Genomic DNA, 26191 nt, shown 5'->3' on the forward strand with positions numbered 1-26191 from the left:
AGGAAGCAGCGCTCCTTCTGGATGGAGCTGCCGCTGCTCATCGGAATCGCGCTGATTCTGGCGCTGCTGATCAAGACGTTCCTGATCCAGGCGTTCTCGATCCCCTCGGACTCGATGCAGAACACCCTCCAGCGGGGCGACCGGGTGCTGGTCGACAAGCTGACCCCCTGGTTCGGCTCGGAGCCGGAGCGCGGCGAGGTCGTGGTCTTCCACGACCCGGGCGGCTGGCTGGAGGACACCGCGGCCCCGGAACCCAACGTGGCGCAGAAGTTCCTCAGCTTCATCGGTCTGATGCCCTCGTCCGAGGAGAAGGACCTGATCAAGCGGGTCATCGCGGTCGGCGGCGACACCGTCGAGTGCAAGGAGAACGGGCCGGTCACGGTCAACGGCAAGGCACTCGACGAGAAGTCGTTCATCTTCCCGGGGAACACCCCGTGCAACGACAAGCCCTTCGGCCCGATCAAGGTCGGGGAGGGCCGGATCTTCGTCATGGGCGACCACCGGCAGAACTCCCTGGACTCCCGCTACCACCAGGAGCTGCCCGGTCAGGGCACCGTCTCCAACGACGAGGTCGTCGGCCGGGCGATCGTCGTCGCCTGGCCCGTGGGCCGCTGGGCGACCCTGCCCATCCCCAGCACGTTCGACCAGCCCGGTCTGAACGCGGCCGCCGCGATCGCCCCGGCCGCACTGGGAGTGGCCGGAGCGCTGCCCCTCGTGTTCTGGCGGCGCAGGAGGCTGACCGCCGGGCGTACCGCCGGGTAGGGTGCCGACTCGGATCAGCGATTGTCGATCTCCGATGGGGGAGCGCTGTGATGAGCCGTACGAAACGCGAGAACGACGGCCGCGGCCGGACCGGCACCATGGTGTCGGGCCTGGCCGTGGCCGTCGGCTGTGTGCTCTTCCTCGGAGGGTTCCTCTGGGCGGCGGTGGTCTACAAGCCCTACGCCGTCCCCACCGACTCCATGTCCCCCACGGTCAACGCCGGAGACCGGGTGCTCGCGGAGCGAATAGCGGGCGCCGACGTCCGGCGCGGTGATGTGGTGGTCTTCACCGACAGCGTCTGGGGCGACACTCCGATGGTGAAGCGCGTGGTCGGCGTCGGCGGGGACACGGTCGCCTGCTGCGACAAGGACGGCCGGCTCACCGTCGGCGGGACCCCGGTCGAGGAGCCGTACATCCACCGAGGCCCCGCCGCCGCGGGGACGCGGGCGCCCGCCTCGCCGCAGAACTTCTCCGCCAAGGTGCCGGAGGGCCAGATCTTCCTCCTCGGCGACGAGCGGTCCACCTCCCTGGACTCCCGGGTCCATCTGGAGGACGCCGGGCAGGGCTCGGTACCCCTGAGCGCCGTCCAGGCCCGGGTCGACGCGGTGGCCTGGCCGATGAACGGCATGATCGGCCGCCCCGACTCGTTCGCCGCGCTCCCCGGCGGAGTCTCCGCCGACGGCCCGCTCCCGCTCCAGGTGGGCGCCGTGCTGGTGGGCGTGGTCCTCATCCTCGGCGGAGCGGCGTACGGGCCCCTCGCCGCCCGCTCCGCACGCCGTCGGCGGACCGCCGCGTGACCGGCCCCCTGCGCCCGGTCGCCCGGGTGGTGCTCCTGGACCCCGACGACCGCATCCTGCTGCTGCACGGCCATGAGCCGGACGACCCCGCCGACAACTGGTGGTTCACGCCCGGCGGCGGCCTGGAGGGCGACGAGACCCATGAGGAGGCGGCCCGCCGCGAGCTGGCCGAGGAGACCGGCATCACCGACATCGAGCTGGGCCCGGTGCTCTGGAAGCGGATCTGCTCCTTCCCCTTCGACGGACGGCGCTGGGACCAGGACGAGTGGTACTTCCTGGCCCGTACGGCACAGACCGCGACCGCCCCCCAGGGGCTCACCGAGCTCGAATTGCGCAGCGTCGCAGGTCTGAGGTGGTGGACTTCCGCCGAACTTCTCGCGGCGCGTGAGACGGTGTACCCGACCAGACTCGCCGAGCTGCTGCGCACGCTCCTCGACGAGGGTCCCTCGCGTGTTCCTTTGGTCCTCGCCCCCGAAATCGTCCGATCGTCCAGGGGCGGCGAAGGCTGACGCACAATGGGGGGACGCACGGCTGAAGGGGAAACATGCCATGAGCGCCGAGGACCTCGAGAAGTACGAGACCGAGATGGAGCTGAAGCTCTACCGGGAGTACCGCGATGTCGTCGGTCTGTTCAAATATGTGATCGAGACCGAACGGCGCTTCTACCTCACCAACGACTACGAGATGCAGGTGCACTCCGTCCAGGGTGAGGTTTTCTTCGAGGTGTCCATGGCGGACGCCTGGGTCTGGGACATGTACCGGCCCGCTAGGTTCGTCAAGCAGGTCCGCGTGCTGACCTTCAAGGACGTCAACATCGAAGAGCTCAACAAGAGCGATCTGGAACTTCCGGGAGGCTGACCCCGCGCGGCCCGCGCGTCATGGGGCCGCCGACTCGTGCGACACGCGGCTACGGGCCCGGTCACCCATGTGGGTGGCCGGGTTTTCCACATCGGGGAAGTTATCCACCAAGATCCACAACCTTCGTCCGGCCGGGCCAGAGTCGGTGCCGGAGGTGGTGGAGAGATGAACGCACGGGGGGCACTCGGGCGGTACGGCGAGGACCTGGCGGCACGGCTGCTGACCGACGCCGGAATGGCCGTGATCACGCGCAACTGGCGGTGTCGCGCCGGAGAGGTCGACATCGTCGCCAGGGACGGCGACGCACTGGTCTTCTGCGAGGTGAAGACCCGCAGGTCGGGCGGGTTCGAACATCCCATGGCGGCGGTCACGCCGGTCAAGGCGGACCGGCTGCGACGGCTCGCCGAGATCTGGCTGGAGAAGCATGGGGGACCACCGGCCGGCGGGGTCCGGATCGATCTGGTCGGGGTGATCGTGCCCCGGCGCGGCGCCCCCGTCACCGAGCACGCACGGGGGGTCTCCTGATGGGGTACGCACGGGCGTGTTCCGTGGCGCTGGTCGGCGTCGAGGGCGTGGTGGTGGAGGTCCAGGCGGACCTGGAGCCCGGGGTGGCGGCCTTCACACTGGTCGGCCTGCCGGACAAGAGCCTGATCGAGAGCCGGGACCGGGTGCGGGCCGCGGTGGTCAACTCCGGTGCCGAGTGGCCGCAGAAGAAGCTCACGGTCGGGCTCTCCCCGGCCTCGGTCCCCAAGAGCGGTTCGGGTTTCGACCTCGCCGTCGCGTGTGCGGTCCTCGGCGCGGCGGAGCGGATCGACCCGGCGATGATCGCGGACGTGGTGATGATCGGCGAGCTGGGCCTGGACGGCCGGGTCCGTCCCGTACGCGGCGTGCTCCCGGCCGTCCTCGCGGCGGCCGAGGCCGGTTACCAACAGGTGGTCGTCCCCGAGCAGACGGCCGGGGAGGCCGCGCTGGTGCCGGGCGTCTCGGTCCTCGGCGTCCGGAGCCTGCGCCAGCTCATCGCCGTCCTCTGCGACGAGCCGGTCCCCGAGGAGCCCGTCGACGACGGGGGGCGCCCCGACGCCATGCTCGCCGGACTGATGGTCCCGGGCACCGGCCTCGGCGCCGGCCTGGCCCCGGCCTCCGCGCGCGGCGAGGGCCACACCCCGGACCTGGCGGACGTGGCGGGACAGCTGCGCCCCCGCAAGGCCCTGGAGGTGGCGGCGGCCGGGGGACACCATCTGCTGTTCTCGGGCCCGCCGGGCGCGGGCAAGACCATGCTGGCCGAGCGGCTCTCGGCGGTTCTGCCGCCACTGACCCGGCAGGAATCCCTCGAAGTGACGGCGGTCCACTCCGTGGCGGGCATCCTCCCCCCGGGTGAACCGCTCGTCTCCCGGGCGCCCTACTGCGCCCCCCACCACTCGGCGACCATGCAGTCGCTGGTGGGCGGGGGCAACGGGATGCCGAGGCCGGGGGCGGTCTCGCTGGCCCACCGGGGGGTGCTCTTCCTGGACGAGGCCCCGGAGTTCTCGGGCAAGGCTCTGGACGCGCTGCGGCAGCCGCTGGAGTCGGGCCATGTGGTGGTGGCGCGGGCGGCGGGGGTGGTGCGGCTGCCCGCCCGGTTCCTGATGGTGCTGGCCGCCAACCCGTGCCCCTGCGGGCGGCACACCCTCACCGGCGCGGGCTGCGAGTGCCCGCCCTCGGTGGTCCGCCGCTACCAGGCCCGCCTGTCCGGCCCGCTCCTGGACCGGGTGGACCTGCGGGTCGAGGTGGAGCCGGTCGACCGCGCGGACCTGCTGGAGCCGGAGGGCCGGGGGGAGCCTACGGCGGTGGTGGCCGCACGGGTACGGGAGGCCAGGGCCCGGGCGGCGGAGCGGCTGGCCGGGACGCCGTGGACGACCAACAGCGAGGTCCCCGGCCATGAGCTGCGGACCCGGCTGCTGTCGGCCCCCGGGGCGCTGGCGGCGGCGGAACGGGACCTGGAGCGCGGACTCCTCACGGCCCGGGGGCTGGACCGGGTGCTGAGGGTGGCCTGGACGGTGGCCGACCTGAGGGGCGCGCCCCGGCCGGAGCACCATGACGTCGCGGTCGCCCTGGAGCTGCGGACCGGCATCCAGCGCGGGGCGCCGATGGAGGCAGGGGCGCTGTGAGGGGGGCGGGGCAGGGGGCGCCTTCACGGGGCCCGGTCGCCGAGGGGGTGCGGCCGGAGCCCGAGCGGGTTGCGCGGGCCGCGTTGACGCGGGTGCTGGAGCCGGGGGACGAGCGTGCCGGGGCGTGGCTGCGGCGGGCCGGGCCCGTCGCGTTGTTACGGGCGCTCCGCGTCGCGGACGGCTCGGCGGAGGGGCTGCCGGGGATGACCGCCGTACGGCTGGAGGGCTACCGGCTCCGGGCGGCGGCGGCCGAACCCGAGCGGGACCTGGCGGCGGTGGACGCCCTGGGCGGGCGCCTGGTCTGCCCGGGGGACCAGGAGTGGCCGAGCCAACTCGACGACCTGGGGGACGCGCGGCCTGTGGCGCTCTGGGTGCGGGGCAGCCCGGACCTGCGGCTGTGGGCCCTGCGCTCGGTCGCGGTGGTCGGCGCGCGGGCCTGCACACCGTACGGGGCACACATGGCGGCGACCCTCGGCGCCGGGCTCGCGGAGCGCGGCTGGGTGGTGGTGTCGGGAGCCGCCTTCGGCGTGGACGGGGCGGCGCACCGCGGGGTCCTGGCCGTGGGCGGCGCGACGGCGGCGGTGCTGGCCTGCGGCGTCGACGTCCCCTATCCGCGGGGCCACGCGGAGTTGATCGGACGGGTGGCCCAACAGGGCTTGGTGGTCGCGGAGTTGCCGCCGGGCGCACATCCCACCCGCGGCAGGTTCGTCCTGCGCAACCGGGTCATCGCCGCCCTGACCAGGGGAACGGTCGTCGTGGAGGCCGAGTACCGCAGCGGCTCCCTCGTCACCGCCCGGCAGGCGCAGCGGCTCGGCCGGCTCGTGATGGGCGTGCCGGGGCCCGCCACCAGCGGGCTGTCGGCCGGTGTCCACGAACTGCTCCGCGGCGAGGGCGTGCTGGTCACCGACGCGTCCGAAGTCGCCGAGCTGATCGGGGACATCGGTGACCTCGCACCGGACCGGCGCGGCCCGGTGCTGCCCCGGGACGGGCTGGACCCGGCGGCGGCACGGGTCCTCGACGCCCTCCCGTACCACGGTCCGGTCAGCCCCCGTGACCTCGCTCGCGACGCGGGCCTCTCCGCCGACGAGACGGTCGGGCGACTGTACGAACTGCACTCACTGGGGTTCGTCGAACGCGAAGGCGACGGCTGGCGGTTGACGCCTCCGTCACCCCGCAACGGCGACGCACGGCGAGGCGGTTCTTGACCTGGAGCATTCGGGTGAAAAGGTAAGGCCGATGACCTCGCACGATCGATCGGTGACCTGCCGGGGTCCTCGCCCACGACGACGGCCCCGGCTCCCGGCAGGCGCGGACGGCGTGAACGGCAGAACGCGATCACGCAGCCCGGATCTCCACTCCTGTGCGGACTGCGACACCGCAGTCACGCTACGCTCACAAGGATTCCGCCCCAGACAGAAGTCCCCCAGCACTTCACGGCAGAACGGCTCAAGGCACCACATGCCCCAGCACACCTCCGGGTCTGACCGCGCGGCAGTACCACCGGTTGCGCGTGGCACTGTGCGCCCTCCCGCCCCCTCCTCCCTCGACGAACTGTGGCGCTCGTACAAGACCTCCGGCGACGAGCGGCTGCGGGAGCAGCTGATCCTGCACTACTCGCCGCTCGTCAAGTACGTCGCGGGCCGGGTGAGCGTGGGGCTGCCGTCCAACGTGGAGCAGGCGGACTTCGTCTCCTCCGGAGTCTTCGGACTGATCGACGCCATCGAGAAGTTCGACATCGAACGGGCCATCAAGTTCGAGACGTACGCGATCACCAGGATCCGCGGCGCGATGATCGACGAACTGCGGGCACTCGACTGGATCCCCCGGTCCGTACGGCAGAAGGCGCGGAACGTGGAGCGCGCCTACGCCACGCTGGAGGCGCAGCTGCGGCGTACCCCGTCCGAGTCCGAGGTCGCCTCGGAGATGGGCATCGCCCTGGAGGAACTGCACGCGGTTTTCAGCCAGTTGTCGCTGGCCAATGTGGTCGCCCTGGAGGAGCTGCTGCACGTCGGCGGCGAGGGCGGCGACCGGCTGAGCCTGATGGACACCCTGGAGGACACCGCCGCCGACAACCCGGTGGAGGTCGCCGAGGACCGCGAGCTCAGACGGCTGCTCGCGCGCGCCATCAACACGCTCCCGGACCGCGAGAAGACCGTGGTGACCCTCTACTACTACGAGGGGCTGACCCTCGCGGAGATCGGCAACGTCCTCGGCGTCACGGAGAGCCGGGTCAGCCAGATCCACACCAAATCCGTGCTCCAGCTCCGGGCCAAACTGGCCGATGCGGGCCGCTGAAACTCCTCCTTCCGGCCACTCGGGCCGAGGCTGATCCTGTCCCTCCGGCCACCCGGACCGACGCTCTGCCCTTCCCTCCGGCACCTGCCGCCGTAGAGTGGATACGTGCCCAGGATTCGAGCGGCCTCCGTGGCCGAGCACCGGACCATGCAGCGCGGCGCCCTCCTGGACGCCGCGCGCTCCCTGCTGTCCGAGGGCGGTACGGAGGCGCTGACCTTCCCCGCACTCGCCGAGCGCACGGGCCTTGCCCGGTCCTCCGTGTACGAGTACTTCCGCTCCCGCGCCGCCGTCGTCGAGGAGCTCTGCGCCGTCGACTTCCCCGTCTGGGCGGCCGAGGTCGAGAACGCGATGGAGCGCGCCGAGACCCCCGAGGCGAAGATCGAGGCGTATGTGCGCCGCCAACTCGACCTCGTCGGGGACCGCCGCCACCGGGCGGTCGTCGCGATCTCCGCGAGCGAGCTGGACGCCGGCGCCCGGGAGAAGATCCGGGCCGCGCACGGCGGGCTGATCGCCATGATCGTCGAAGCGCTGGGCGACCTCGGCCACACCCAGCCGAGGCTGGCCGCGATGCTCCTGCAGGGCTCGGTGGACGCCGCGGTGCGCCGTATCGAGTTGAGCGTGGCGGAGGAGCCGGGTGTCATCGCGGACACCGCCGTCGCGATGATCCTGCGCGGCGTACGCGGCTGAGCCCGGCGGCTCCTGGTGCCGCTGCCCCTTCCGGCCGGGGCTTCCCGCCTGGTTCGGCCGGCCCTTCCGGTTCCGGCACCTGGAAGACCGGCAGCAGCCGGGACGGGCCGCGCCGCAGCAGGGCGGGCGGCAGCAGCAGGAGCGGGTTGAGATATACCTCGGCCCGCCGCAGCCCCCAGTGCAGACAGCCCGGGACGCAGTGGAACGGCCCCGGCTCCAGCACTCCGACCGGCTGCCCCGCGACGAGCTTGTCGCCCTTGTCCACCAGCGCCCGCACCGGCTCGTACGTCGTGCGCAACGGCGGCGCCCCGCTCCCGGCCAACTCGACGACGAGCACCCCGCGCCCGGCCACCCGCCCCGCGAACGAGACCCTGCCGGTGGCGGTGGCCAGGACCGCGTCGCCCGGCCGGGCCGCCAGGTCGACGCCGCGGTGGCCGCGCCCGTACGGGGTGGCGGGCGGATCCCACCCCCGTAACACCGAGGGCCTGCCGACCAGCGGCCAGACAGGCCCCCCGTCCAGCTCCGCGAAGGTGCCGTCGGCGTCCCCGGAGTCCTCGGCGCCTGTGCCGTCCCCGGTGTCGGCCCCGCCCCCGCCGTCGCCCGCCTCGTCCCCGCTGCTCGCCCCGTCCCCGCCGCCCACGGGGCCCGTGCCGCCCCCGGCGCCCGCCCCGTCCCCGCCGTCCACGGAGCCCAAGCCGCCCTCACCCCCGTCGTCCGGCCAGCCCGTCGCCGGAGGCGCCTCCCCGGCTCCGGCCGGCAGCAGCCGCACTCCGGCGGACAGCCCGCCCGGGGCCGGTGACAACGCCACCGCCAGGGCCATCACCAGCAGGAACATCGGCACGCGCCGCCGGAGCGGGCCGGGCGGACGGAGTGGCAGGCTCAGGAATCGCATGGATCAACGCTCCCCCGGACGGCCGGATTCCGGGGATCATGGTCCGCCCCTGTGGACTACTCCCCGGTTGTGGATATCGCCGTCACCCGGCACTCAGCGGGTCCCGTACACTTCTTGTGGCGATCCGGGTCACCGGGTCGACTTCGCACGCCCCGCCACCTCCCTCTTCCGAGGCGGTGGCCGCGCCCCTCGGTCCCTCGTGGCACGGCGCGTTCGGGGCGTCAGGCGCGAACGCAAACCTGCGGTCGCGATAACCGAGCACCTCAAGGAGTACGGCCATGGCCGTCGTCACGATGCGGGAGCTGCTGGAAAGCGGCGTCCACTTCGGTCACCAGACCCGTCGCTGGAACCCGAAGATGAAGCGCTTCATCTTCACCGAGCGCAACGGCATTTACATCATCGACCTGCTCCAGTCGCTGTCGTACATCGACCGCGCCTACGAGTTCGTCAAGGAGACCGTCGCCCACGGCGGCTCCATCATGTTCGTGGGTACGAAGAAGCAGGCCCAGGAGGCCATCGCCGAGCAGGCGACGCGCGTCGGCATGCCGTACGTCAACCAGCGTTGGCTCGGTGGCATGCTCACCAACTTCTCCACCGTCTACAAGCGCCTCCAGCGTCTGAAGGAGCTGGAGCTCATCGACTTCGAGGACGTGGCCGCCTCCGGCCTCACCAAGAAGGAGCTCCTGGTCCTCTCGCGTGAGAAGGCCAAGCTGGAGAAGACCCTCGGTGGTATCCGCGAGATGCAGAAGGTGCCCAGCGCCGTCTGGATCGTCGACACCAAGAAGGAGCACATCGCCGTCGGTGAGGCGCGCAAGCTCCACATCCCGGTCGTCGCGATCCTCGACACCAACTGCGACCCCGACGAGGTCGACTACAAGATTCCGGGCAACGACGACGCGATCCGCTCCGTCACCCTGCTCACCCGCGTGATCGCCGACGCCGTCGCCGAGGGCCTCATCGCCCGCTCCGGTGCCGCCACCGGTGACTCGAAGCCGGGCGAGAAGGCCGCCGGCGAGCCCCTGGCCGAGTGGGAGCGCGACCTGCTCGAGGGCGACAAGAAGGACGAGACCGCGGCCGCCGCCGAGGTCCAGTCCTCCGCCGAGACCGAGAAGGTCGCCGACGCCGAGAAGCCGGCCGAGGCCGTCGCCGAGGCCGAGGACGCTGCCGAGGCCCCCGCCGCCGACGCGGACGCCGCGCAGGCCTGACACCCGTCACGGCTGCTGACGGCGGGGGCCGGTGCCACAAGCGCCGCCCCCGCCGTTCACCCGTAGATCTTTCAGACTTCGAAAGAGACATACAGACTCATGGCGAACTACACCGCCGCTGACGTCAAGAAGCTCCGCGAGCTCACCGGCGCCGGCATGATGGACTGCAAGAAGGCTCTCGACGAGGCCGACGGCAGCGTCGACAAGGCCGTCGAGGCGCTCCGTATCAAGGGCCAGAAGGGCGTCGCCAAGCGCGAGGGCCGCTCCGCCGAGAACGGTGCCGTCGTCTCCCTCATCTCCGAGGACAAGACGTCCGGCGTCCTCCTCGAGCTGAAGTGCGAGACGGACTTCGTCGCCAAGGGCGACAAGTTCCAGGCCGTCGCCAACGCGCTGGCCGCGCACGTCGCCGCCACCTCCCCGGCCGACATCGCCGCGCTCCTCGCCTCCGAGATCGAGCCCGGCAAGACCGTCCAGGCGTACGTGGACGAGGCCAACGCCAACCTCGGCGAGAAGATCGTCCTGGACCGCTTCGCGCAGTTCACCGGCGACTTCGTCTCCGTGTACATGCACCGCACCATGCCCGACCTGCCCCCGCAGATCGGTGTCCTGGTCGAGCTGGACAAGGCCGACGCCGACCTGGCCAAGGGCATCGCCCAGCACATCGCCGCCTTCGCGCCGAAGTACCTCTCCCGTGAGGACGTCCCGGCCGAGGTCGTCGAGGCCGAGCGCCGCGTCGCCGAGGAGACCACCCGCGCCGAGGGCAAGCCCGAGGCCGCCCTCCCGAAGATCGTCGAGGGTCGCGTCAACGGCTTCTTCAAGGAGGCCACGCTTCTCGGCCAGCCGTACGCGCTGGACGCCAAGAAGTCCGTCCAGAAGGTCCTGGACGAGGCCGGTGTCACCCTGAAGCGCTTCTCGCGCATCAAGGTCGGCATCTGAGTCCGTCCGGGCGAACAGCGCCGGACCCGATAGGGTCTGGTGCAGTCGACGGCCGCACTCACGCCGGACGACCGCAGATCTGACGAGGAGGCCATTGCCGCTGTAGGGACACCAGACCCACCGGCAATGGCCTTCTTCGTATGTGCACGAGGAGAATTTCCATGGACAAGGGCGCGGACGCCACCAAGGCCGACGACAAGCGCGACGACGACAAGGTTTCCGGGCGCTTCATGCTGAAGCTCTCCGGTGAGGCATTCGCCGGCGGCGGCGGCCTCGGCGTCGACCCCGACGTCGTGCACACCATCGCCCGCGAGATCGCCGCCGTCGTACGCGACGGCGCGGAGATCGCGGTGGTCATCGGAGGAGGCAACTTCTTCCGCGGTGCCGAGCTCCAGCAGCGCGGCATGGACCGGGCCCGGTCCGACTACATGGGCATGCTCGGCACCGTCATGAACTGCCTGGCGCTCCAGGACTTCCTGGAGAAGGAGGGCATCGACTCGCGCGTCCAGACCGCCATCACCATGGGCCAGGTCGCCGAGCCGTACATCCCGCTCCGCGCCGTACGGCACCTGGAGAAGGGGCGCGTCGTCATCTTCGGCGCGGGCATGGGCATGCCGTACTTCTCCACCGACACCACCGCCGCCCAGCGCGCCCTGGAGATCGACGCCGAGGCGCTGCTCATGGGGAAGAACGGCGTGGACGGGGTCTACGACTCCGACCCGAAGGCCAACCCCGACGCGGTGAAGTTCGACGCGCTGGAGTACGGCGAGGTGATCACGCGCGACCTGAAGGTCGCCGACGCCACCGCCATCGCGCTCTGCCGTGACAACAAGCTTCCGATCCTCGTCTTCGAGCTGACCGCCGAGGGCAATATCGCCCGTGCGGTCAAGGGTGAGAAGATCGGCACGCTCGTCAGCGACGAGAGCACCCGGGCCTGACGGCCCCCCAGGATGGACAACGGCCTGCCGGTCGGACACCGTGCAGGTGAGGACGCGACGCAGGACCCGTAGGGCCCGTCGGTGACGGGCCCGCTCAAGACACGCAGGAGCACGTGGTGATCGAAGAAATCCTCCTCGAGGCCGAGGAGAAGATGGAGAAGGCCGTCGTCGTCGCGAAAGAGGACTTCGCGGCGATCCGTACCGGCCGCGCGCACCCGGCGATGTTCAACAAGATCGTCGCCGACTACTACGGCGCGCTGACCCCGATCAACCAGCTGGCCTCGTTCTCGGTTCCCGAGCCGCGGATGGCCGTCGTGACGCCGTTCGACAAGACCGCGCTGCGCAACATCGAGCAGGCGATCCGCGACTCCGACCTCGGCGTCAACCCGAGCAACGACGGCAACATCATCCGTGTGACGTTCCCCGAGCTCACCCAGGACCGCCGCAAGGAGTACATCAAGGTCGCCAAGACCAAGGCCGAGGACTCCAAGATCTCGATCCGCTCCATCCGCCGCAAGGCGAAGGAAGCCCTCGACAAGCTGGTCAAGGACAAGGAGTCCGGCGAGGACGAGGTGCGCCGCGCCGAGAAGGAGCTCGACGACACCACCGCGAAGTACGTCGCACAGGTGGACGAGCTGCTCAAGCACAAGGAAGCCGAGCTGCTCGAAGTCTGATGAACGACTCTTCCTGGGGCGCACCGCAGGGAGCCGGTTACCGGGGTGCCCCCGAGATGGGGGTCGCCTCGGCGGGTCCCGCCTACGATGTGCGTGAAGCCCAGCAGACTCGGCCCATGCCCAACGTGCCGGACGTTCCCGACGCAGGTAGAGACGCAGCCAGCCGCGACGGCCGGGACGGGGACGCCGCGCACGTCAGCGGCCCCCTGTTCCGTGACGAGATGCCGCAGGAGCCCATGTCCACCCCGCTGCCGTCCCCGCCGCAGAAGAAGCGTGCGGGGCGTGATCTGCGCGCCGCCATAGGGGTCGGTGTGGGGCTCGGCGCCGTCATCGTCGCCTCGCTGTTCATCGTGAAGGCCGTCTTCGTCGGCGTGGTCGCCCTCGCCGTCGTCGTCGGCCTCTGGGAGCTGACTTCCCGGCTGCAGGAGCGGAAGGGCATCAAGGCGCCCTTGATCCCGCTGGCCGTCGGCGGTGCCGCGATGGTCGTCGCCGGCTATGCGCGCGGTGCGGAGGGGGCCTGGGTCGCCATGGCCCTGACCGCCCTGGCGGTGCTGGTCTGGCGCATGACCGAGCCGCCCGAGGGATACCTCAAGGACGTCACCGCGGGCGTCTTCGCCGCGTTCTACGTCCCGTTCCTGGCCACCTTCGTCGCCATGATGCTGACGGCGGACGACGGGCACTGGCGGGTCCTCGTCTTCCTCGTCCTCACCGTCGTCAGCGACACCGGGGCGTACGCGGTCGGCTGGCGCTTCGGCACCCACAAGCTCGCCCCCCGCATCAGCCCCGGCAAGACCCGCGAGGGCCTGCTCGGCGCCGTCGCCTTCGCGATGGTGGCCGGTGCCCTGTGCATGGAGTTCCTGATCGACGGCGGCGCCTGGTGGCAGGGGCTGCTCCTCGGTCTGGCGGTCGCCGTCAGCGCCACCCTCGGTGACCTGGGCGAGTCCATGATCAAGCGGGACCTGGGGATCAAGGACATGGGAACCCTGCTCCCCGGCCACGGCGGCATCATGGACCGGCTGGACTCGCTGCTGCCGACCGCGCCGGTGGTCTGGCTGCTGCTGGTGGTGTTCGTCGGGTCCGGCTGAGCTTCCTCATCAGGCCGCGCACCACGCCCCACCTGCACGTTCCACGAGTGAGGGTCCGTCGTCCACAGGGCGGCGGGCCCTCACCCGTCTTTCTGCGACACTGGATGAACCATGCCTAAGCCCGGAGAACTGGCGGCGATCCGGCACCGCACGGCCCCTGACCAGCACGTTCAGTGCCACTCAGGGGCCGCAAGCGCACCTTTGGGCCGTCTGTGGGCCGTCAATCACCCGAGAGCGTCACTGGCGGAACCCTCCGAGTCCTAGGCGAGGGTTCTCGTAGGTCAGTAGAAACATCGCGACGAAGCCTGACGCTTCGGTTGGCGACGCAGCGCCGGAGATGATGAGCGCCACGCCAGCGGTCAGGGAAGATACGTACACAGTGGTCACTGCCCACGCTCTTCGCGGTGAGGGCTGGACGTCCGCCAGGTCTTCTTCCATACTCGGATTGCTCCCAGTGCATGCGGGAGTCCCAGCTTCTGTGGAACCTTGCCGGGAGCACACAGAAGCCACAACTCAGTAGTACGGCGCGTGGAGTTACGGCCGCACTATGTAGCTTGCCATCTGCCCCAGACACCCACAAGGGTGACCTGGGGCAGATTCCTTTGATTGTGCCCCTAGATACCCACTTCCGTATTGCATAGCAATACGAGAAGCGGTACCTAGGTATGAATCGAAGGTCGCTCAGGGTTTCCGGAAGCTGGTGCTGTCACCCTGCGCACTCAGAGCGGCGTCAATGGCCCGGCGAGTGCGGTCACGGCTGCTCGGCATCAGGTGGGCGTACACCCGCAGGGTCAGCGCGGGGTCGGTGTGACCCAGATACTGGCTGACAGCCTTGATGTTCTCCCCGGCGTCCAGCAAGACGGACGCATAGAAGTGTCGCAGGGCGTGCATCCCATGTTCCCGCGCCGACGCATACTTGCCGTCCGGCCCAGCTTCCGGGATGAGCCCGGCTACTGCCAGCGCCCGCTTCCACTCCTGGATGTTGAAGTTGCTTCGCCACACGATCCCACTCGCGGCATTTGTGAAGAGCAGGCGGACCGACACCTTGGGGCCGTCGGGCTTGCGCCAAGGCAGGGTCACCGCAACCGGTTTGCAGGCGTCCATGTGTGCTCGCAGCGCTTCGGCCACCGAGGCGGGGAGCGGGACGTCTCGCTCCTTGCCGCACTTCGGTGGGGCGAACACGGCCTTGCCCTGGATGAGCTTCACCTGCCGAACGACCCGCAGGACGCCAGTCTCCAAATCGATCGCGTCCTCAGCCAGGCCCACGATTTCCCCTTGCCGGAGCCCGCAGCCAGCACCCGTGTCCACCATGGCCCGGTAGCGTTCGGGAAGGGCTTGGCGGACACCCTGAACCTGCGAGGGTAGCCATGGGATGACCCGCCGCCGTTCGACCGATGGTGGGCGCACGGACTTTGCGGAACACGGGTTGCGGGGGAGGAGACCGTCGTCCACGGCCGCACTCAGCACGGCTCGAACGTCGCCGTAGATGTTGCGCGCGTACGCGCCGCTCACGCCCGGGTTGGCCTCAAGGGCGCTCACCAGGTCGCGAAGGTGCTCCGGCCGAAAGGAGTCGAGAGGGCGCGATCCGAGGATGGGGAAGGCGTGCAGACGTAGACGCTGCTCGGTGACGATCTGGCTCGACAGGTCCGCGCTATGCGCCTTGAGCCACTTCTCGGCGTAGCCCTTGAACGTGACGCGGGCTGCGCGCGGGTCGATGTACTGGCCCCGGGACATGTCGGAAGCGACGTTGGTCAGCCAGTTCTCAGCGAGTCGCTTCTGTCGGTCAGGGAAGGACTTGGACTTCTCGGTGCCGTCGGGACCGACGTAGCGGGCGCGGTAGCGGAGTCCGATGCCGCATCGGTCGCTCTTGACCCGGCGAGGCTTCCCGTCAGGTCCGGGCTCGGTTTTGTACCAGCGGTCTTGGATGTGGCCGGCCATGGGGAGCTCCTGTTGCGTACGCGGCAGGGGCACGACCTGGTGGTGGTCGTGCCCCTGCGAGAGGTCGTGATGTAGGTCAGGCCGCTTCGCGGTCGACGGTCTTGAGGTGCGTGACGTGAGCGAGCACTTCGGCAGGGTCGTAACGGATGTGCTTGCCAATGCGGAAGCCGGGTGGGCCGATCTGCTTCTTGCGCCAGGCGTAGACGGTCTCTTTGGGAACCTCGAAGATTTCGGCGATGTCGTCGGGGGTGAGGTAGCGGTCCGGGAGGCCGCTCCGAAGGGTGGCGCGGGGGTCGGCTTTCGGTGCCATGGGATCTCCATGGGGCGGCGGTGGGCGGCGTGGTTGTCCGAGGTGCGTATTTCTGCGTCACCGCGTCACCCGCGTCATCTGGGTCTGTGACCTGCGTGTTTGGGTGACGCAGCGGATCGGGTGTGCGTCACCCTTGCGTCACCTTCGGCGTCACCGGGTGACGCGGAGGTGACGCGGGTGACGCAGGGGTGACGCAGGATTCGGCGTCTGCGTCACCCCTTCCGGTGCAGGTGGGGGGCCGTTCTCCGTCCCCGGTGACGCAGGTGACGCAGACCTTCCCTACTTAGGAAAAGAGAGGGGGTGTCTGTAGTAGTAGCGGTGGTTCTTCAGACGAAGTGAGGGGCCCTTCGGGCACGCCTCTTGGGCGGCGTTCCGCCGAACAGCAAGAGGAGCACCCGGCGCGGCGTGCTCCTCTTGCTTGTCCCCGGGGGGAACTGGTGCGGTCAGAACGCCGCCTCCTGCTCCGGCTGCTCAGGGGGCGGGGATGCGGCCGGGCGGGTCATTTCGAGATAGCGGCCCGCTTTGGTGCGTCCGCTGTCGATGAGGACGCCCCGGGCCGCGAGGGTGGGCTGGAGGCGCTTGAGCCGGTCGGAGAGCACCTTGCCCGTCGTCGGCCACCCCTTCGGCAGGGGCCGCAGCTCCTCCCCGCTGTAGAGGCGGCTCAGGACGTTCAGCCACTCCGTGGACGTCATCCGCTGCTCGCCCCCGGGGTCGAGGCTCTCGGCGTGCTGGAGGACGGTCTGCGCGAGCAGGTCGCCCTCGATGACGTCGTCGTTGAGGTCGTCCAGGCTGGCCCGGTACGCGGGCAGCGCTCCGAGCCCGGTAGCGGTGTCGAGTTGGGCGCAGAGGTGGGCGAAGTCCGCCATCCGCAGATCCGTGGGCGTCTCCGCCACGGCGGCCCGGACCTTGACCGTGAGATCCAGGAGCGACCCGAGGACCACGGGCAGCACCTCCTCGTACTCCGCCCACAACTCCGCCTCGGTCCGCCGGACCGTGGGCCGCTCCAACCGCAGCGGCAGCAGCCGCTCCGCGAGGTCCGGGCGGATGACCCCGACATCGATCCCGGTCAGCAGGAGCGGGCGGCGGTAGCGGGCCCGGTGGACGTCCCCGTCGGTGAACAGGGCGCGCTTGACGGATTCGGCTCCGGTGACGATGCAGCACATGGCGTCGGACAGGTCCGGGGTCATGTGGGAGAGGTTGTCGAGGGCGGTGACCCATCCTGCGGCGACGGCCGCGATCAGGTTCTCCTCGTCTTTCGGGGCCCGGCGCAGGTCCCCGCTCATGCCTTCCACAATCCGTACCAGCATCCGCCCGCCGGTCGACTTTCCCGCGCCTTGCGGGCCGGTGAGGAACGGGGCCGGGACGGGCACGCCCGGCCCCAGGCAGCCGATCAGCCACGCGATGGCGAGGCATTCGGTTTCGGCGTTGGCGAAGTTGCACAGCCGCATCAGCAGGTCGATGCCCTTGCCGTCGGTGTCCTTGGCCGGCAGGGGAAGTTCCCCGGTGAGCTGGGTACGCCGCCAGCACACCTCACGCGGGTCCGGCACGGTGATCTCCCACCCGTTGGGGTGGATACGTACCGACTGCCCGTCGGCGCGGCCGAGGTCGAGCCAGGTGGCTCCGTCGAACCCGGGCGCGACGCGGATGTGCACGGCCTGGGTGGTCTCGGTCATCGCCAGCGCCTCGATCAGGTCCAGCGCCTCCTTCAGGGCGGTGCCGTTGAAGACGCCGACCCCGTCGCGGAACATGCCGACCATGAGTTCCTGCCGGTGGCTGCCCGTCGTGCCCTGCGAGCGGATCGGACGGGCGACGGGGTGGCCGTTCTTCTGGGCGTAGACGGTGCCGTCGGCGGTACGGAAGTACCGGAAGTGAGACTGCGCGTAGTCGCTGATGACCTCACGCGCCGGGTTCTTCTCGTCCTCGGACATGGCTCACATCCCCAGTGCGGTGCGGGCGTTGGACCAGGCATCGGTGCAGTGCCGGGGGCTTTCGCCCTTGGTCTGCGCGGCGGCGAACAGCCGGGCGGCGTGGGAGTCGGTGAGGCACCCGCACCGGCCGTGTGCGGACAGCACGGCGAGGAACGTCCGGTACACCGTGGCGTGCACACCACTCGTCGCGGCGGTGATCCGCTGCTCGGCCATGGCGATACCGCGCTCCAGGTAGGCGGGGGTTCGGTGCCGGCACTCCCCGCCCCCGGCGGGCACGGGCGCGGTGACGGGCCGGACGGGCGACGGCTTCTTCACGATCAGGGCCCGCACCGCGTCTGGGAGCACGGTCATGGTGCCGGTGCCGGTGCCGAGCCACCGGGCGTAGACCATGGTCGACTTGATGTCGACACCGTCGCAGACCGCGTTCGCGGACGGCATCGCCCCCTCGTAGATCCAGTGCTCGCCCCGCGTGGTCGGCACGGTCCGCGTGGCGGGCAGCGTCCGGCGGGCCCACGCGACCGCGTCGGCGTGGTCCAGGTCGACCACGGTCAGCCCGATACCGCCTGGGTGCCAGGCGACGGCCGCCGCCTCCCTCCACACCGGCGCCCACGCGGGCCCGGTGATGATGTCGGGGGCGGTGGTGGCGGCGGCCCATGCATGGCACGGGCGGGGGCACGCGCAGGGGCCGGGAGTCTTCATGTTCGGCCGGCCGCCGCAGGCGTTGTCCCGGCAGGCGGGGCAGTTCCCGAACGGGACCTTCCCCGCGCGCAGCGGCAGGACGGGCACGCCCTGGGCCGCAAGGTGTAACGCGATGTGCAGGTGGTCTCGCCGGATGGTGGTGGGTTGGGTCATGCTGGGGTCCTCCAGTTCGTTGTGCTGGATCACAAGGGCGGCCCCAGACTTTGGCGAGGCGGGGGCCGCCCTTGGCGTTGCGTGGTGTGGGTGCTCAGGCGGCTTGCTGGCCGGGCAGGATTCGCCCGTCGGCGGTGCGCTGAAGGGCACCTGACGCGGAGAGTGCTTTGATCTCGCGGGAGACGGTGCCTTTGTTCAGGCCCGTCGCGTCGGCCACTTCCTTGGCCGTCCGGGCGCCCGCCTGTACGGCGCCCAGCACCTTGTCCCGGTTGGACGCGATCCCGGACGGGGCGGTGTTCTTGACCAGCCGCAACGGTGCCGAGGTCGCCTGGTCGGTGGTGGGGTTGCCGGGGGTCCAGATGGACTTGGGCAGGGCGCGGACGCCGGTGTCATCCAGGGTCCAGGTGCGCAGCATGCGCGGCCCGTAGCCCTTGAGGTAGCCGTGTCCCCGGTACTCGCGCCCGTCGGGGATCTGGTGGGGTGCGTAGTGGGCGCAGTCGTCCAGGGCGACCTGGGCCTGAGTCGTGCCAGCCACCCGCAGGGAGAAGCGGGTCAGCAGGTTCGGGGCGATCAGTTTGTGTACGCCGGGGGCGGCCCCGTCGGTGAGCGGGTACTGCGTGGCCCACCACAGCACCACCCCACGTGAGCGGCCCAGCGAGGACAGCTCGATGAGCCGCTGGAGGCGGTCCTTGTCCCGCTGGATCAGGGCGAGGATCACCTGTCCTTCGTCGATGACGACGGTGAGCTGCCGGCCGTCCCAGACGCTGATGCCGCGCTTCTTCATGTCGTGCTTGCGGCGGGTCATCTCCGCATGCCCGTCGTCCACCGTGGCGGTGATCTCGTCGGCCTCCACAGCGACGCGGCAGACGTTCTCCCAGATGTTGGCCTCTTCACCCTTGCCGTCGATCAGGACCACGTCACCGCGCAGGTGGGCGGTCGCGATCAGCGGGCGGAACGACCACGACTTGCCCGTGCCGGACGCACCGGAGACCAACAGCCGCTCATCGAACGGAACCAGCACCTCGTCCCCGGTCTCGGTGTCCAGACCCAGACTCATCATCAGCGGGTCGGCGGGGATGCGGTCGGGGGTCCACAGCGAGGAGACGCCCGCGGCTGCCGACCGCGTCGCCAACGACACCACCGCCCACCCACCACGCGAAGCCGACGTGATCCGGACCCGCAGCGCGGTCCGCGCCCCGAGCAACGCCCGGACGGAGTCGGCCTTGTCGGAGAGCGTCTTGACGGTCCAGGTGCCATCGAGTCGGATTTCGCAGCGGATTCCGCCCGGCTCCATCGTGGGCGGGGTGGTGACCGTGCCGGACAGGCCACGGTCCGGGGCGTGCTCCACCCAATACGACGGGTCCAGGCGCTCCATGAGCTGACGCTCCTCCAGCGACAGCGACTCATCCACCACCACCCGCGCCCGACGACGGCCGAGCCCGAGCGCGGCGGCGTTCGCTCCGATCAGCAGCGCGGACGTGGTGGCAGGCCAGAGCGTGAGGTGCTGGGCGGACATGAGCGCAGTCGCGATGACGCCGGGCACGGCGTGCACCGAGTGCGCTTGGATCGCGCGGGCCTTGAGCGTGGTCGGGTAGTTCACCCGCGCCTCTTTGAGCTTGGCCCGGGTGTCCCGCTCATGCGACGACGCAGCCTTCGTCGCGACGCGGGCGGCGCGGCGGGACGCGGCGAACGGGTTGCTCGACGCGGCCCGCGCGGTGAGCTTCTGCGACTTGGCCGTCGACAGGGTGGAGCGGGCGGCGTTGTGCTCCTTCTGCGCCGCCATGAGCGCCTTCAAGTGCTCCGAGGTGCGGAGCTTGTTGCGGCGATCGGCCTCCAGATCCCAGCGCACCGCGAACGGCACGAACACCGGGGAGAGCGAATCGAGTGCCGTGGTGGTGGTGTTGGTGGTGGTCGACCATGCTTGCTTCCAGTCCACGAGAGTCCTCCAAGACCGTGGATAAGGGCCGGTGCGCCGTTGCGTGGCGACACCGGCCCGCCCTAGTTGCACAGGTAGCCACTGCTGGTTGCGTCAACAGCGGCGGTTGAACCCCCGCAACCGGCCCTGACCTGCGAAGTTGCAGAGTTGAGCCGTCCGGGGGGTGGGGGCCCTACGCGCCCGCGCGCGTAGGGCGGTCGAAATCGGGGCCGTGCAACCCCCTGGGAGGCCGCTGAGCGGCCGTCCAGGGGGCCGGGGGTCAAACCCCTTTCGCGAGGGGGCCCGATCGCTCTCTGGGGCGCTGGGCGGTTTCAGTGGGTGGAGCGGCCGAACCACCGGTTGTGGACCGTGGTGTTGTGCACCGTCGTGGGCCGCCCGGCACCGAGGACGGCGGGGGCGATGCGGGAGGCGACGACGGCGATGGCGGCCCACATCACGAGCGACCCGAGACCGGCGGCGGCGCTCACGAGCTGACCGGCACCGAGCAGGAGCTGACCGGCACCCCACCCGGCACCACCGGCAAGCAGGCCGCCGGCGGCGATGCGCTGGGCGCGCGGGTCGAACAACGGCAGGGGGGTCAGGTCACGCGGCTGGTAGACGGCGGGGGCGGTGGGCAGATGCTCACGGAGCACCGCCACCATCGACCCGTCCGGGCCGGGGACGTAGACGACCGTCCCGGTCTGCTCGGCGTGGAGCCGCACCAGGCCGGTTGTGGGGGTGGCCGGTGCGGTGGGCCAGCCCGGGGGGACCTGTAAGGCGGGACTGGGGCGGTGGTTCATTGCCTTCTCCGATCTGGTCGGTGGGGCGCGGAACAGGTAGGTAATGGCGAGTTGTTCGGGGGTCATGTCATGCACCAGCCGGAGTCGCACAGCCCGTCGGTGTCTTCGAAGCCAGGCAGTACATCGACCCCGTCCGGGATGGCCTGGCGCAGTGGCCGGCCGAACCGGGTGAGGTAGACGTGGTCCTTGCCCAACGTGTCGCGACGCTGGTTGAGGAGTTCTTCGAGCTGGCAGGACTTCTCGAACAGGTCGGGTTCGTTGCGGCGCATGTCGTGCCAGGTCTCGGGCCGGTGAAACGGGCAGAACCAGCACGAGGACTTCGGCGGGACAGGCAGGCCCGCTTCCCGGATGATGCGGGCGCAGTCGATGCGCCGCAGACCGAGTTCGAGGAGCGGGTAGACGATCTCTTCGTGCGGTTCGCAGCGGCGCTTGTTGGCCCGGTGGATCTCATCCAGGCTGATCCCGATCCCGACCGTCGCCGGGGCCTCCTTGGTGGCGCCCCGGCGCTTCAACTCACGGCCGATCACCTTGATCTTGAAATCGGCCGTGCAGCTACGCGTCCCGGGGGCCCCGTTGGACATGCGCACCGGGATCGCAAGGGACCGGCTGCCTTCCTTGGTGAGCTGCCCGTACAGCGTGCGGGTCTCACCGCTGCGGACCATCACCCGGTCCAGCACCGCCAGCTCGATACCGTGCTCGGCCGCGAACGGGCGGGCGTACTCCTCCAGGTACCGCAGAGTCCCCGGATGCTCACTGTCGTCGCCGACGTTGGCCATCAGGAACGTACGGAAGTCGATCCGCCCCTGCGCGGCCAGAACCAACAGGGCAGTGGACTGGACGCCCCCGCCGTAGCTGATGGAACGGATCGAAGCCGTCATGAGGACGCTCCTTCCAGGACGAGCCCGGTGCCGTCGCGGTGTTCCTGGTAGCGGGCGGTGACCCAGCCGGTGGACCAGCCGCACAGCTCGGCGGCCTGCCGGATGGACAGCCCGGCGCCGAACGCGGCCCGGACCGTGGCCCGCGCCCGCTCCTCGCCCTGCTTCTCCACAGCAGGCCCGGCGGACAACAGTTCCTGCCGTTCACGCTCGGCCCGCTGCTGTTCACGGTCGCGCTCACGGCGCTCACGAGCCTCACGCTCCCGAGCCTCCAACTCACGGCGCTGAGCGGCCTCGCGTTCAAGGCGTTCACGCTCGGCCTGCTGCTGTTCACGCATCTGCTCACGGCGTTCACGGGCCTCACGCTCCGCCCGCTCCCGTGCCTCCGCCCGCTCGCGCTCCTCACGCCGGGCCGCGTCCTCGCGGGCGGTCTGTTCACGGGCGATCAGCGCTTCATGCTCACGCTGTTCACGCGCCAACATGGCCGCGTGCTCCCGCTCCTCACGAGCCCGCCGCTCCTGCGCCTCACGCCGCTCGGTGGCGGCCCGCTCGCGCTCGGCGCGCTCGGCCTTGAGCTGGGCTTCACGGGCGCTCTGGGCGGCGGTGATGGCCCGCCGGTAGGCGAGTCCGGTCTCTGCGGTGACGATCAGCAGGAGCGGTGCGACCGCGTGGACAGCGGCACCGACCAGGTCCTTCTTCAGTGCGGAGTCGGCCACGTTCAGGGCCAGGGTCATGGCTCCGGTCATCCACCGCAGGGCGATGGGCCACCGGCCACCGTGCCCGCCCAGCGCGGCCAGCACGGCATCCAGGCGGACCACGATGACGACCGCCGCGTCCACGACGAGCGGCAGGATCGGGGCCGTCCACTCCCACCCCTTCGGGCTGTGCCGCTCCATCAACGGCGTGACCGTGAGGATGGAGAACAGCATCGCCCCGCCCACGATCAGCCACGTCCCGACCGACAGGGCCTTCTCTGCTGAACGGATCTGAACACTGTTCACGCCGCACCACCGGCCACCGTCGCGGCCCGGTTGATCAGGTCCCGGCGAGCGGCCAGCACCCGCCGGCGGGCCCGCCGGATACGCCGCTCGTCCAGCTCGGTCGGCGTGCGGTCGATGGTCATGATCTGCACGTCGAGGAGAGCCACCTCCGCCAGGATCAGCGGCATCTCGGTCTCGATAGCGTCCAGCTCGGCGTCCGACGGCTCACCGTCGAACGGGGTGGCCGTAACAACGGCCTGAAGTGCTGCGATGCTCTTCATGGGTCGTGTTCTCCCTAGCAGGTGCGACGGCCCAGAGAGGCCCCGGTGTTTGCCCACCGGGGCCTCACGCCGTCTAGGTGAAAGTCGTTCGTGGACTACGAGCGACCACGGCAACCCGGCACCATCACTCCGCCGGTAGGGCGGGTGGGGATGCCGGGCACCGTGAGCGCTGGTGCTTCGGCTCTCGTGTTCGCTCGGCGCTGCTCGGTCTGGGGAGATCCGAAGTCCCGGACGTCTGAGGTGGCAGCTTCAAGGTGTGCCGTAGCGGTTCTTTCGAGTCGGTGGCGTGTCCCCCCATCTGGGGTGTTGGGCCCCGGTGTGACGGGGGCCCCTTCTCGGCCGACTGGTCTCCACTCGCCTCGCCCGGAACGGTCACGGCCGCCGTGCTGCGGTGGATCACGCTGTTGAGTTTTGGCGTGACGGAATTGGCCCTCTCCGGAGCTTCCGGGGCGAGCGATAGCCACAACAAGAGACTGGACCGGTGGACCGGTCCAGTCAAGCGATGGGTGTGCGTGTCACTGCTCGACCGTGGGGGGAGGTGCAGGTGGGGAGGTGTTTTCGGCGGTGAAAATAATTTGGACCGGTGGACCGGTCCAGTCGCCTCGCTTGCGCGTTTCGAGCCTAGGTGGCCTAGTGCTCACGGAGTTGCGGGCGTAAGCACCACAACGGCTTGCCGGGCGAAACGGTGATCCAGGTGTTGCCTAGGCGGAGTGCAACAACTGCGGCCCGCCGCGTGGTCTGCGGCGGGCCGGAGCGCTGTGCTCAGGTGGTCAGCGGCGGGTGGCCACCCATGTGATCACTACGGTGGCCAGGCTCCCTCCTGCTTTGTAGGCCGCCCCGCGGAGGGCTTCGTACCCCAGATCGAAGGGGCGCTGTTCAGCCCTCTTCAGGGAAACCTGCAGGTAGCGCATGGTGCGGCTGAACACACCGTTCAGGGCAACGCTGTACTTGCCGCCGTCATTCGGGTTAGTCTTCATGACACCGGAGTTCCTTTCATGTCATGCCGCTTGATGGGATCCCGCGCGGAGAGCCCTTCCGACTGAATGGCCGCAAACCGAGGTCGGAGTACGGGCTCTCTTTGCGTTCCGTTGAGTCTACGTGCTGGGTGTGCCAAAACCCGACGCTCATCGGCAAGTTGTGTCCGCCGCACTACTCGGCTCAGTGCCCTTGAGATCCCTTGAGATCCTTTGAGATCCCTTGAGATCCTTCCTTCGCTTCATTGTGGTGGCGCAGATCACATCCGACGGCGGGGGAGGCTCTGGTCTCCCGGCCCCGTCCTGCCCGCTACCCGAGCCTCACTCTGAGCGCAGAGGTTTACTTGTCACTTCCTCGTAGCTTCGGGCGAGCAGGGCCTACATGGCGTAGGTGTCCACCTGCTCGAAGAGCGAGGAGGGTGTGACGCCCTCCTCGCAGACCAGCGGCTTCCCTTGTTCGTCGTACGCCGTGTGCAGCAGCACGGCTACCGGTGTGCCCTGCGGCACCCCCAAGCGTTCAGCCTCCGTCTCTGACGCGCCACGCACAGTGGTGACGTCCACGCCTTCGGCCGGAGCCCGCCCGGTCTGGCGCCGGATGTAGCGCGTCGTGCCTTCGGCGATCGGGTGAGTGTCGGTAAGACGCGGCGACACCTCCGCGACCTCCGGAGGGAACCACGCCTCAACGCAACTGTTCGGCGTTCCGTCCGGGAGCTGGAGGACCCGAACGCGCCGAAGCGCCGTCGTCCCGGGGGTGAGGCCGAGAGCGGTGGCGACGCGGGCGGGGGGTTCCGCCCAATCAGGCTCACCGACGCGCAGGAACGGCATCCCTCCCAGGATGCGCGCCGACCCCGCACGGCGAGCCCCGGCGGGGCGTGCAACAGGCGTCTCGGTGACGACGAACCCGGTTCCCTGCTTGGCCACGACCACGCCATCGTTTCGCAGCACATCGACGGCCTTGATGGCGGTGGCTCGTGACACATCCCACTGCTCGGCCAGCTCGCGGCCCGACGGGATTGTGGCCCCGGGGGCAATCTCACCAGCGGCGATGCGGGCGCGCAGGAACTCTGCGATCTCTTCGTACTTCAGGACTGCCATGGCTTCCCCTATTTCCTGCGCTGGACTGGTCCACCGGTACACACGATACTGCGACCATGTCGAATCTCGAATTGGCTCCCTCCGTGATGCGGTTCTATGGCGAGACGGTCAACGAGGACAGCCGCCTGCGCAGCTCGGCAGACGGACGGATGGAACTGGTCAGAACTCAGGAACTCCTCCGACGCTTTCTGCCCCCCGCGCCGGCGCGCGTGCTCGACGTGGGCGGGGGGACTGGGATTCACGCTGAATGGCTGGTGAAAGACGGCTACGACGTCGCTTTGGTGGATCCTGTGCCCCGTCACGTTGAGGCCGCGTCGGTGGTGTGCCCGGCGGTGGTCGGTGACGCGCGCGACCTGCCCGAGCCGGATGACACATTCGACGTTGTGCAGCTCCTCGGGCCGCTCTACCACCTGCCCGACCCGGCCGACCGGCAACGGGCGCTGGCGGAAGCCTCCCGCGTGGCCAAGCCCGGCGGACTGGTCGCCGCCGCCGCGATCAATCGCTATGCGTCGCTCTTCGAGCACGTCACGTACGCCCACCTGCACACCGAGCGGATTCACAACTCCGTCTCCAAGATTCTGGAGACGGCGGTTTACGACGGATCGCGGGGGTTCACCCTGTCGTACTTCCACCGGGCCGAAGAGCTGGTGATGGAGTTGGCCGCCTCCGGGCTGAAGAACGTGCAGGTCTTCGGCATCGAGGGCCCGGCCTGGTCGCTGGTGAAGGCGGCAGAGCAGCAGCCGGGCGACGGTCCCACGGATGAGCTGATCGCCTCGGCCATGGACGCGGCCCGTATGGCAGAGCCGTACCCGGAACTGCTCGCCGCCAGCTCGCACCTCTTGGCCGTGGGTACCGTCCCGGCCGGCAGCGCTGGCTGACGGTCCTGACCTGCGGACGGGGGCCGTGGGGCCGGGCCGTCTGTGGGCCGTCGAGGGGCAGCCAACGACGACCCACAACCACCATCAAC

General features: G+C 70.1%; 27 protein-coding genes. 15 read left to right on the forward strand and 12 right to left on the reverse strand.

Translation table 11 applies throughout. From position 1 onward, the window contains the following. Positions 1-21: 21 nt before the first annotated feature. The 9 genes from lepB (D6270_RS25205) to D6270_RS25245 all read left to right on the forward strand — a co-directional run bounded on the left by lepB (D6270_RS25205) (position 22) and on the right by D6270_RS25245 (position 7546). The gene (gene lepB / locus D6270_RS25205; RefSeq protein WP_225976944.1) at positions 22-762 is read left to right on the forward strand and encodes a signal peptidase I; all 741 of its coding nucleotides are present in this window, start codon (positions 22-24) and stop codon (positions 760-762) included. A gap of 50 nt (positions 763-812) precedes the next feature. Continuing rightward, a complete protein-coding gene (gene lepB, locus D6270_RS25210; RefSeq protein WP_109163373.1) occupies positions 813-1559 on the forward strand; it encodes a signal peptidase I in 747 nt (248 codons plus the stop codon). Beyond that, on the forward strand, positions 1556-2068 hold the full coding sequence (locus D6270_RS25215; protein WP_109163372.1) for an NUDIX hydrolase: 513 nt from the start codon (positions 1556-1558) through the stop codon (positions 2066-2068). Before lepB (D6270_RS25210) ends, D6270_RS25215 begins: the two co-directional genes overlap by 4 nt. 40 nt (positions 2069-2108) lie before the next feature. Then, entirely contained in the window at positions 2109-2417 is a 309-nt protein-coding gene (locus D6270_RS25220) for a DUF2469 domain-containing protein (protein ID WP_003965949.1), read from the forward strand. Between the two features lie 165 nt (positions 2418-2582). Next, positions 2583-2942: a YraN family protein gene (locus tag D6270_RS25225; protein ID WP_109163371.1), complete on the forward strand. Its 360-nt coding sequence runs from the start codon at positions 2583-2585 to the stop codon at positions 2940-2942. Beyond that, the gene (locus tag D6270_RS25230; RefSeq protein WP_109163370.1) at positions 2942-4564 is read left to right on the forward strand and encodes a YifB family Mg chelatase-like AAA ATPase; all 1623 of its coding nucleotides are present in this window, start codon (positions 2942-2944) and stop codon (positions 4562-4564) included. The genes D6270_RS25225 and D6270_RS25230 overlap by 1 nt, the downstream gene beginning before the upstream one ends. 92 nt (positions 4565-4656) lie before the next feature. Beyond that, the gene (gene dprA / locus D6270_RS25235; protein ID WP_109163369.1) at positions 4657-5769 is read left to right on the forward strand and encodes a DNA-processing protein DprA; all 1113 of its coding nucleotides are present in this window, start codon (positions 4657-4659) and stop codon (positions 5767-5769) included. A gap of 253 nt (positions 5770-6022) precedes the next feature. Further along, complete coding sequence (gene whiG, locus D6270_RS25240) at positions 6023-6859, forward strand: RNA polymerase sigma factor WhiG (protein ID WP_109163368.1); 837 nt, start codon at positions 6023-6025, stop codon at positions 6857-6859. Positions 6860-6988: 129 nt separating this feature from the next. Beyond that, positions 6989-7546, forward strand: coding sequence for a TetR/AcrR family transcriptional regulator (locus D6270_RS25245; protein WP_018488723.1), 558 nt, complete (start codon positions 6989-6991; stop codon positions 7544-7546). Here the strand turns inward: D6270_RS25245 and D6270_RS25250 are convergent. Continuing rightward, entirely contained in the window at positions 7497-8438 is a 942-nt protein-coding gene (locus tag D6270_RS25250; protein ID WP_382775621.1) for a peptidoglycan DD-metalloendopeptidase family protein, read from the reverse strand. The genes D6270_RS25245 and D6270_RS25250 overlap by 50 nt on opposite strands. A 278-nt stretch (positions 8439-8716) precedes the next feature. On the opposite strand from D6270_RS25250, the gene rpsB reads away from it, so the two are divergent. From rpsB to D6270_RS25275, 5 genes are all read left to right on the forward strand, one after another. After that, on the forward strand, positions 8717-9643 hold the full coding sequence (rpsB, locus tag D6270_RS25255) for a 30S ribosomal protein S2 (RefSeq protein WP_109163367.1): 927 nt from the start codon (positions 8717-8719) through the stop codon (positions 9641-9643). A gap of 99 nt (positions 9644-9742) precedes the next feature. Then, positions 9743-10579 (forward strand): translation elongation factor Ts, encoded by an 837-nt coding sequence (gene tsf, locus D6270_RS25260; RefSeq protein WP_030569540.1) that lies wholly within the window; start codon positions 9743-9745, stop codon positions 10577-10579. A 161-nt stretch (positions 10580-10740) separates the two neighbouring features. Further along, entirely contained in the window at positions 10741-11517 is a 777-nt protein-coding gene (pyrH, locus tag D6270_RS25265) for a UMP kinase (RefSeq protein WP_109163366.1), read from the forward strand. A gap of 116 nt (positions 11518-11633) precedes the next feature. Next, complete coding sequence (frr, locus tag D6270_RS25270; protein WP_018509617.1) at positions 11634-12191, forward strand: ribosome recycling factor; 558 nt, start codon at positions 11634-11636, stop codon at positions 12189-12191. Next, positions 12191-13276 (forward strand): phosphatidate cytidylyltransferase, encoded by a 1086-nt coding sequence (locus D6270_RS25275; RefSeq protein ID WP_109163365.1) that lies wholly within the window; start codon positions 12191-12193, stop codon positions 13274-13276. The genes frr and D6270_RS25275 overlap by 1 nt, the downstream gene beginning before the upstream one ends. A gap of 681 nt (positions 13277-13957) precedes the next feature. Here the strand turns inward: D6270_RS25275 and D6270_RS25280 are convergent. The 11 genes from D6270_RS25280 to D6270_RS25330 form a co-directional block, all read right to left on the reverse strand. After that, complete coding sequence (locus D6270_RS25280) at positions 13958-15214, reverse strand: tyrosine-type recombinase/integrase (protein ID WP_109163364.1); 1257 nt, start codon at positions 15212-15214, stop codon at positions 13958-13960. 76 nt (positions 15215-15290) lie between these two features. Continuing rightward, the gene (locus D6270_RS25285; RefSeq protein ID WP_109163363.1) at positions 15291-15524 is read right to left on the reverse strand and encodes a helix-turn-helix domain-containing protein; all 234 of its coding nucleotides are present in this window, start codon (positions 15522-15524) and stop codon (positions 15291-15293) included. A gap of 443 nt (positions 15525-15967) precedes the next feature. Further along, positions 15968-17452: an AICE element replication initiation protein gene (locus tag D6270_RS25290; RefSeq protein WP_109163362.1), complete on the reverse strand. Its 1485-nt coding sequence runs from the start codon at positions 17450-17452 to the stop codon at positions 15968-15970. A gap of 3 nt (positions 17453-17455) precedes the next feature. Then, the gene (locus D6270_RS25295; RefSeq protein WP_109167276.1) at positions 17456-18304 is read right to left on the reverse strand and encodes a bifunctional DNA primase/polymerase; all 849 of its coding nucleotides are present in this window, start codon (positions 18302-18304) and stop codon (positions 17456-17458) included. A 94-nt stretch (positions 18305-18398) separates the two neighbouring features. Then, positions 18399-20240, reverse strand: a complete 1842-nt coding sequence (locus tag D6270_RS25300; protein WP_109163361.1) for an FtsK/SpoIIIE domain-containing protein — start codon at positions 20238-20240, stop codon at positions 18399-18401. 311 nt (positions 20241-20551) lie between these two features. Continuing rightward, the gene (locus D6270_RS25305) at positions 20552-20941 is read right to left on the reverse strand and encodes a hypothetical protein (RefSeq protein ID WP_158650547.1); all 390 of its coding nucleotides are present in this window, start codon (positions 20939-20941) and stop codon (positions 20552-20554) included. Between the two features lie 140 nt (positions 20942-21081). Further along, the gene (locus tag D6270_RS25310; protein WP_109163359.1) at positions 21082-21897 is read right to left on the reverse strand and encodes a phosphoadenosine phosphosulfate reductase; all 816 of its coding nucleotides are present in this window, start codon (positions 21895-21897) and stop codon (positions 21082-21084) included. After that, complete coding sequence (locus tag D6270_RS25315; protein ID WP_109163358.1) at positions 21894-22895, reverse strand: DUF2637 domain-containing protein; 1002 nt, start codon at positions 22893-22895, stop codon at positions 21894-21896. The genes D6270_RS25310 and D6270_RS25315 overlap by 4 nt, the downstream gene beginning before the upstream one ends. Next, on the reverse strand, positions 22892-23155 hold the full coding sequence (locus D6270_RS25320; RefSeq protein WP_109163357.1) for a DUF6284 family protein: 264 nt from the start codon (positions 23153-23155) through the stop codon (positions 22892-22894). Before D6270_RS25320 ends, D6270_RS25315 begins: the two co-directional genes overlap by 4 nt. 770 nt (positions 23156-23925) lie before the next feature. Then, positions 23926-24132: a hypothetical protein gene (locus tag D6270_RS25325; protein WP_109163356.1), complete on the reverse strand. Its 207-nt coding sequence runs from the start codon at positions 24130-24132 to the stop codon at positions 23926-23928. A 375-nt stretch (positions 24133-24507) separates the two neighbouring features. Continuing rightward, the gene (locus tag D6270_RS25330) at positions 24508-25224 is read right to left on the reverse strand and encodes a GntR family transcriptional regulator (protein WP_109163355.1); all 717 of its coding nucleotides are present in this window, start codon (positions 25222-25224) and stop codon (positions 24508-24510) included. A gap of 56 nt (positions 25225-25280) precedes the next feature. Between D6270_RS25330 and D6270_RS25335 the strand changes: the two genes are divergently transcribed. After that, on the forward strand, positions 25281-26102 hold the full coding sequence (locus tag D6270_RS25335) for a class I SAM-dependent methyltransferase (RefSeq protein WP_109163354.1): 822 nt from the start codon (positions 25281-25283) through the stop codon (positions 26100-26102). Positions 26103-26191 lie beyond the last annotated feature (89 nt).

The organism is Streptomyces griseus subsp. griseus, assembly GCF_003610995.1.
Taxonomy (GTDB): Bacteria; Actinomycetota; Actinomycetes; order Streptomycetales; family Streptomycetaceae; genus Streptomyces.

Coding starts and splice junctions, on each gene's coding strand:
- tsf (WP_030569540.1), top strand. CDS start 9,743: ATGGCGAACTACACCGCCGCTGACGTCAAGAAGCTCCGCGAGCTCACC.
- D6270_RS25295 (WP_109167276.1), bottom strand. CDS start 18,304: ATGACCCAACCCACCACCATCCGGCGAGACCACCTGCACATCGCGTTA.
- D6270_RS25285 (WP_109163363.1), bottom strand. CDS start 15,524: ATGGCACCGAAAGCCGACCCCCGCGCCACCCTTCGGAGCGGCCTCCCG.
- D6270_RS25290 (WP_109163362.1), bottom strand. CDS start 17,452: ATGTCCGAGGACGAGAAGAACCCGGCGCGTGAGGTCATCAGCGACTAC.
- D6270_RS25230 (WP_109163370.1), top strand. CDS start 2,942: ATGGGGTACGCACGGGCGTGTTCCGTGGCGCTGGTCGGCGTCGAGGGC.
- D6270_RS25220 (WP_003965949.1), top strand. CDS start 2,109: ATGAGCGCCGAGGACCTCGAGAAGTACGAGACCGAGATGGAGCTGAAG.
- whiG (WP_109163368.1), top strand. CDS start 6,023: ATGCCCCAGCACACCTCCGGGTCTGACCGCGCGGCAGTACCACCGGTT.
- D6270_RS25320 (WP_109163357.1), bottom strand. CDS start 23,155: ATGAAGAGCATCGCAGCACTTCAGGCCGTTGTTACGGCCACCCCGTTC.
- lepB (WP_109163373.1), top strand. CDS start 813: ATGAGCCGTACGAAACGCGAGAACGACGGCCGCGGCCGGACCGGCACC.
- D6270_RS25335 (WP_109163354.1), top strand. CDS start 25,281: ATGTCGAATCTCGAATTGGCTCCCTCCGTGATGCGGTTCTATGGCGAG.
- D6270_RS25330 (WP_109163355.1), bottom strand. CDS start 25,224: ATGGCAGTCCTGAAGTACGAAGAGATCGCAGAGTTCCTGCGCGCCCGC.
- D6270_RS25275 (WP_109163365.1), top strand. CDS start 12,191: ATGAACGACTCTTCCTGGGGCGCACCGCAGGGAGCCGGTTACCGGGGT.
- pyrH (WP_109163366.1), top strand. CDS start 10,741: ATGGACAAGGGCGCGGACGCCACCAAGGCCGACGACAAGCGCGACGAC.
- D6270_RS25325 (WP_109163356.1), bottom strand. CDS start 24,132: ATGAAGACTAACCCGAATGACGGCGGCAAGTACAGCGTTGCCCTGAAC.
- D6270_RS25310 (WP_109163359.1), bottom strand. CDS start 21,897: ATGACGGCTTCGATCCGTTCCATCAGCTACGGCGGGGGCGTCCAGTCC.
- rpsB (WP_109163367.1), top strand. CDS start 8,717: ATGGCCGTCGTCACGATGCGGGAGCTGCTGGAAAGCGGCGTCCACTTC.
- D6270_RS25280 (WP_109163364.1), bottom strand. CDS start 15,214: ATGGCCGGCCACATCCAAGACCGCTGGTACAAAACCGAGCCCGGACCT.
- lepB (WP_225976944.1), top strand. CDS start 22: ATGGAGCTGCCGCTGCTCATCGGAATCGCGCTGATTCTGGCGCTGCTG.
- D6270_RS25250 (WP_382775621.1), bottom strand. CDS start 8,438: ATGCGATTCCTGAGCCTGCCACTCCGTCCGCCCGGCCCGCTCCGGCGG.
- D6270_RS25225 (WP_109163371.1), top strand. CDS start 2,583: ATGAACGCACGGGGGGCACTCGGGCGGTACGGCGAGGACCTGGCGGCA.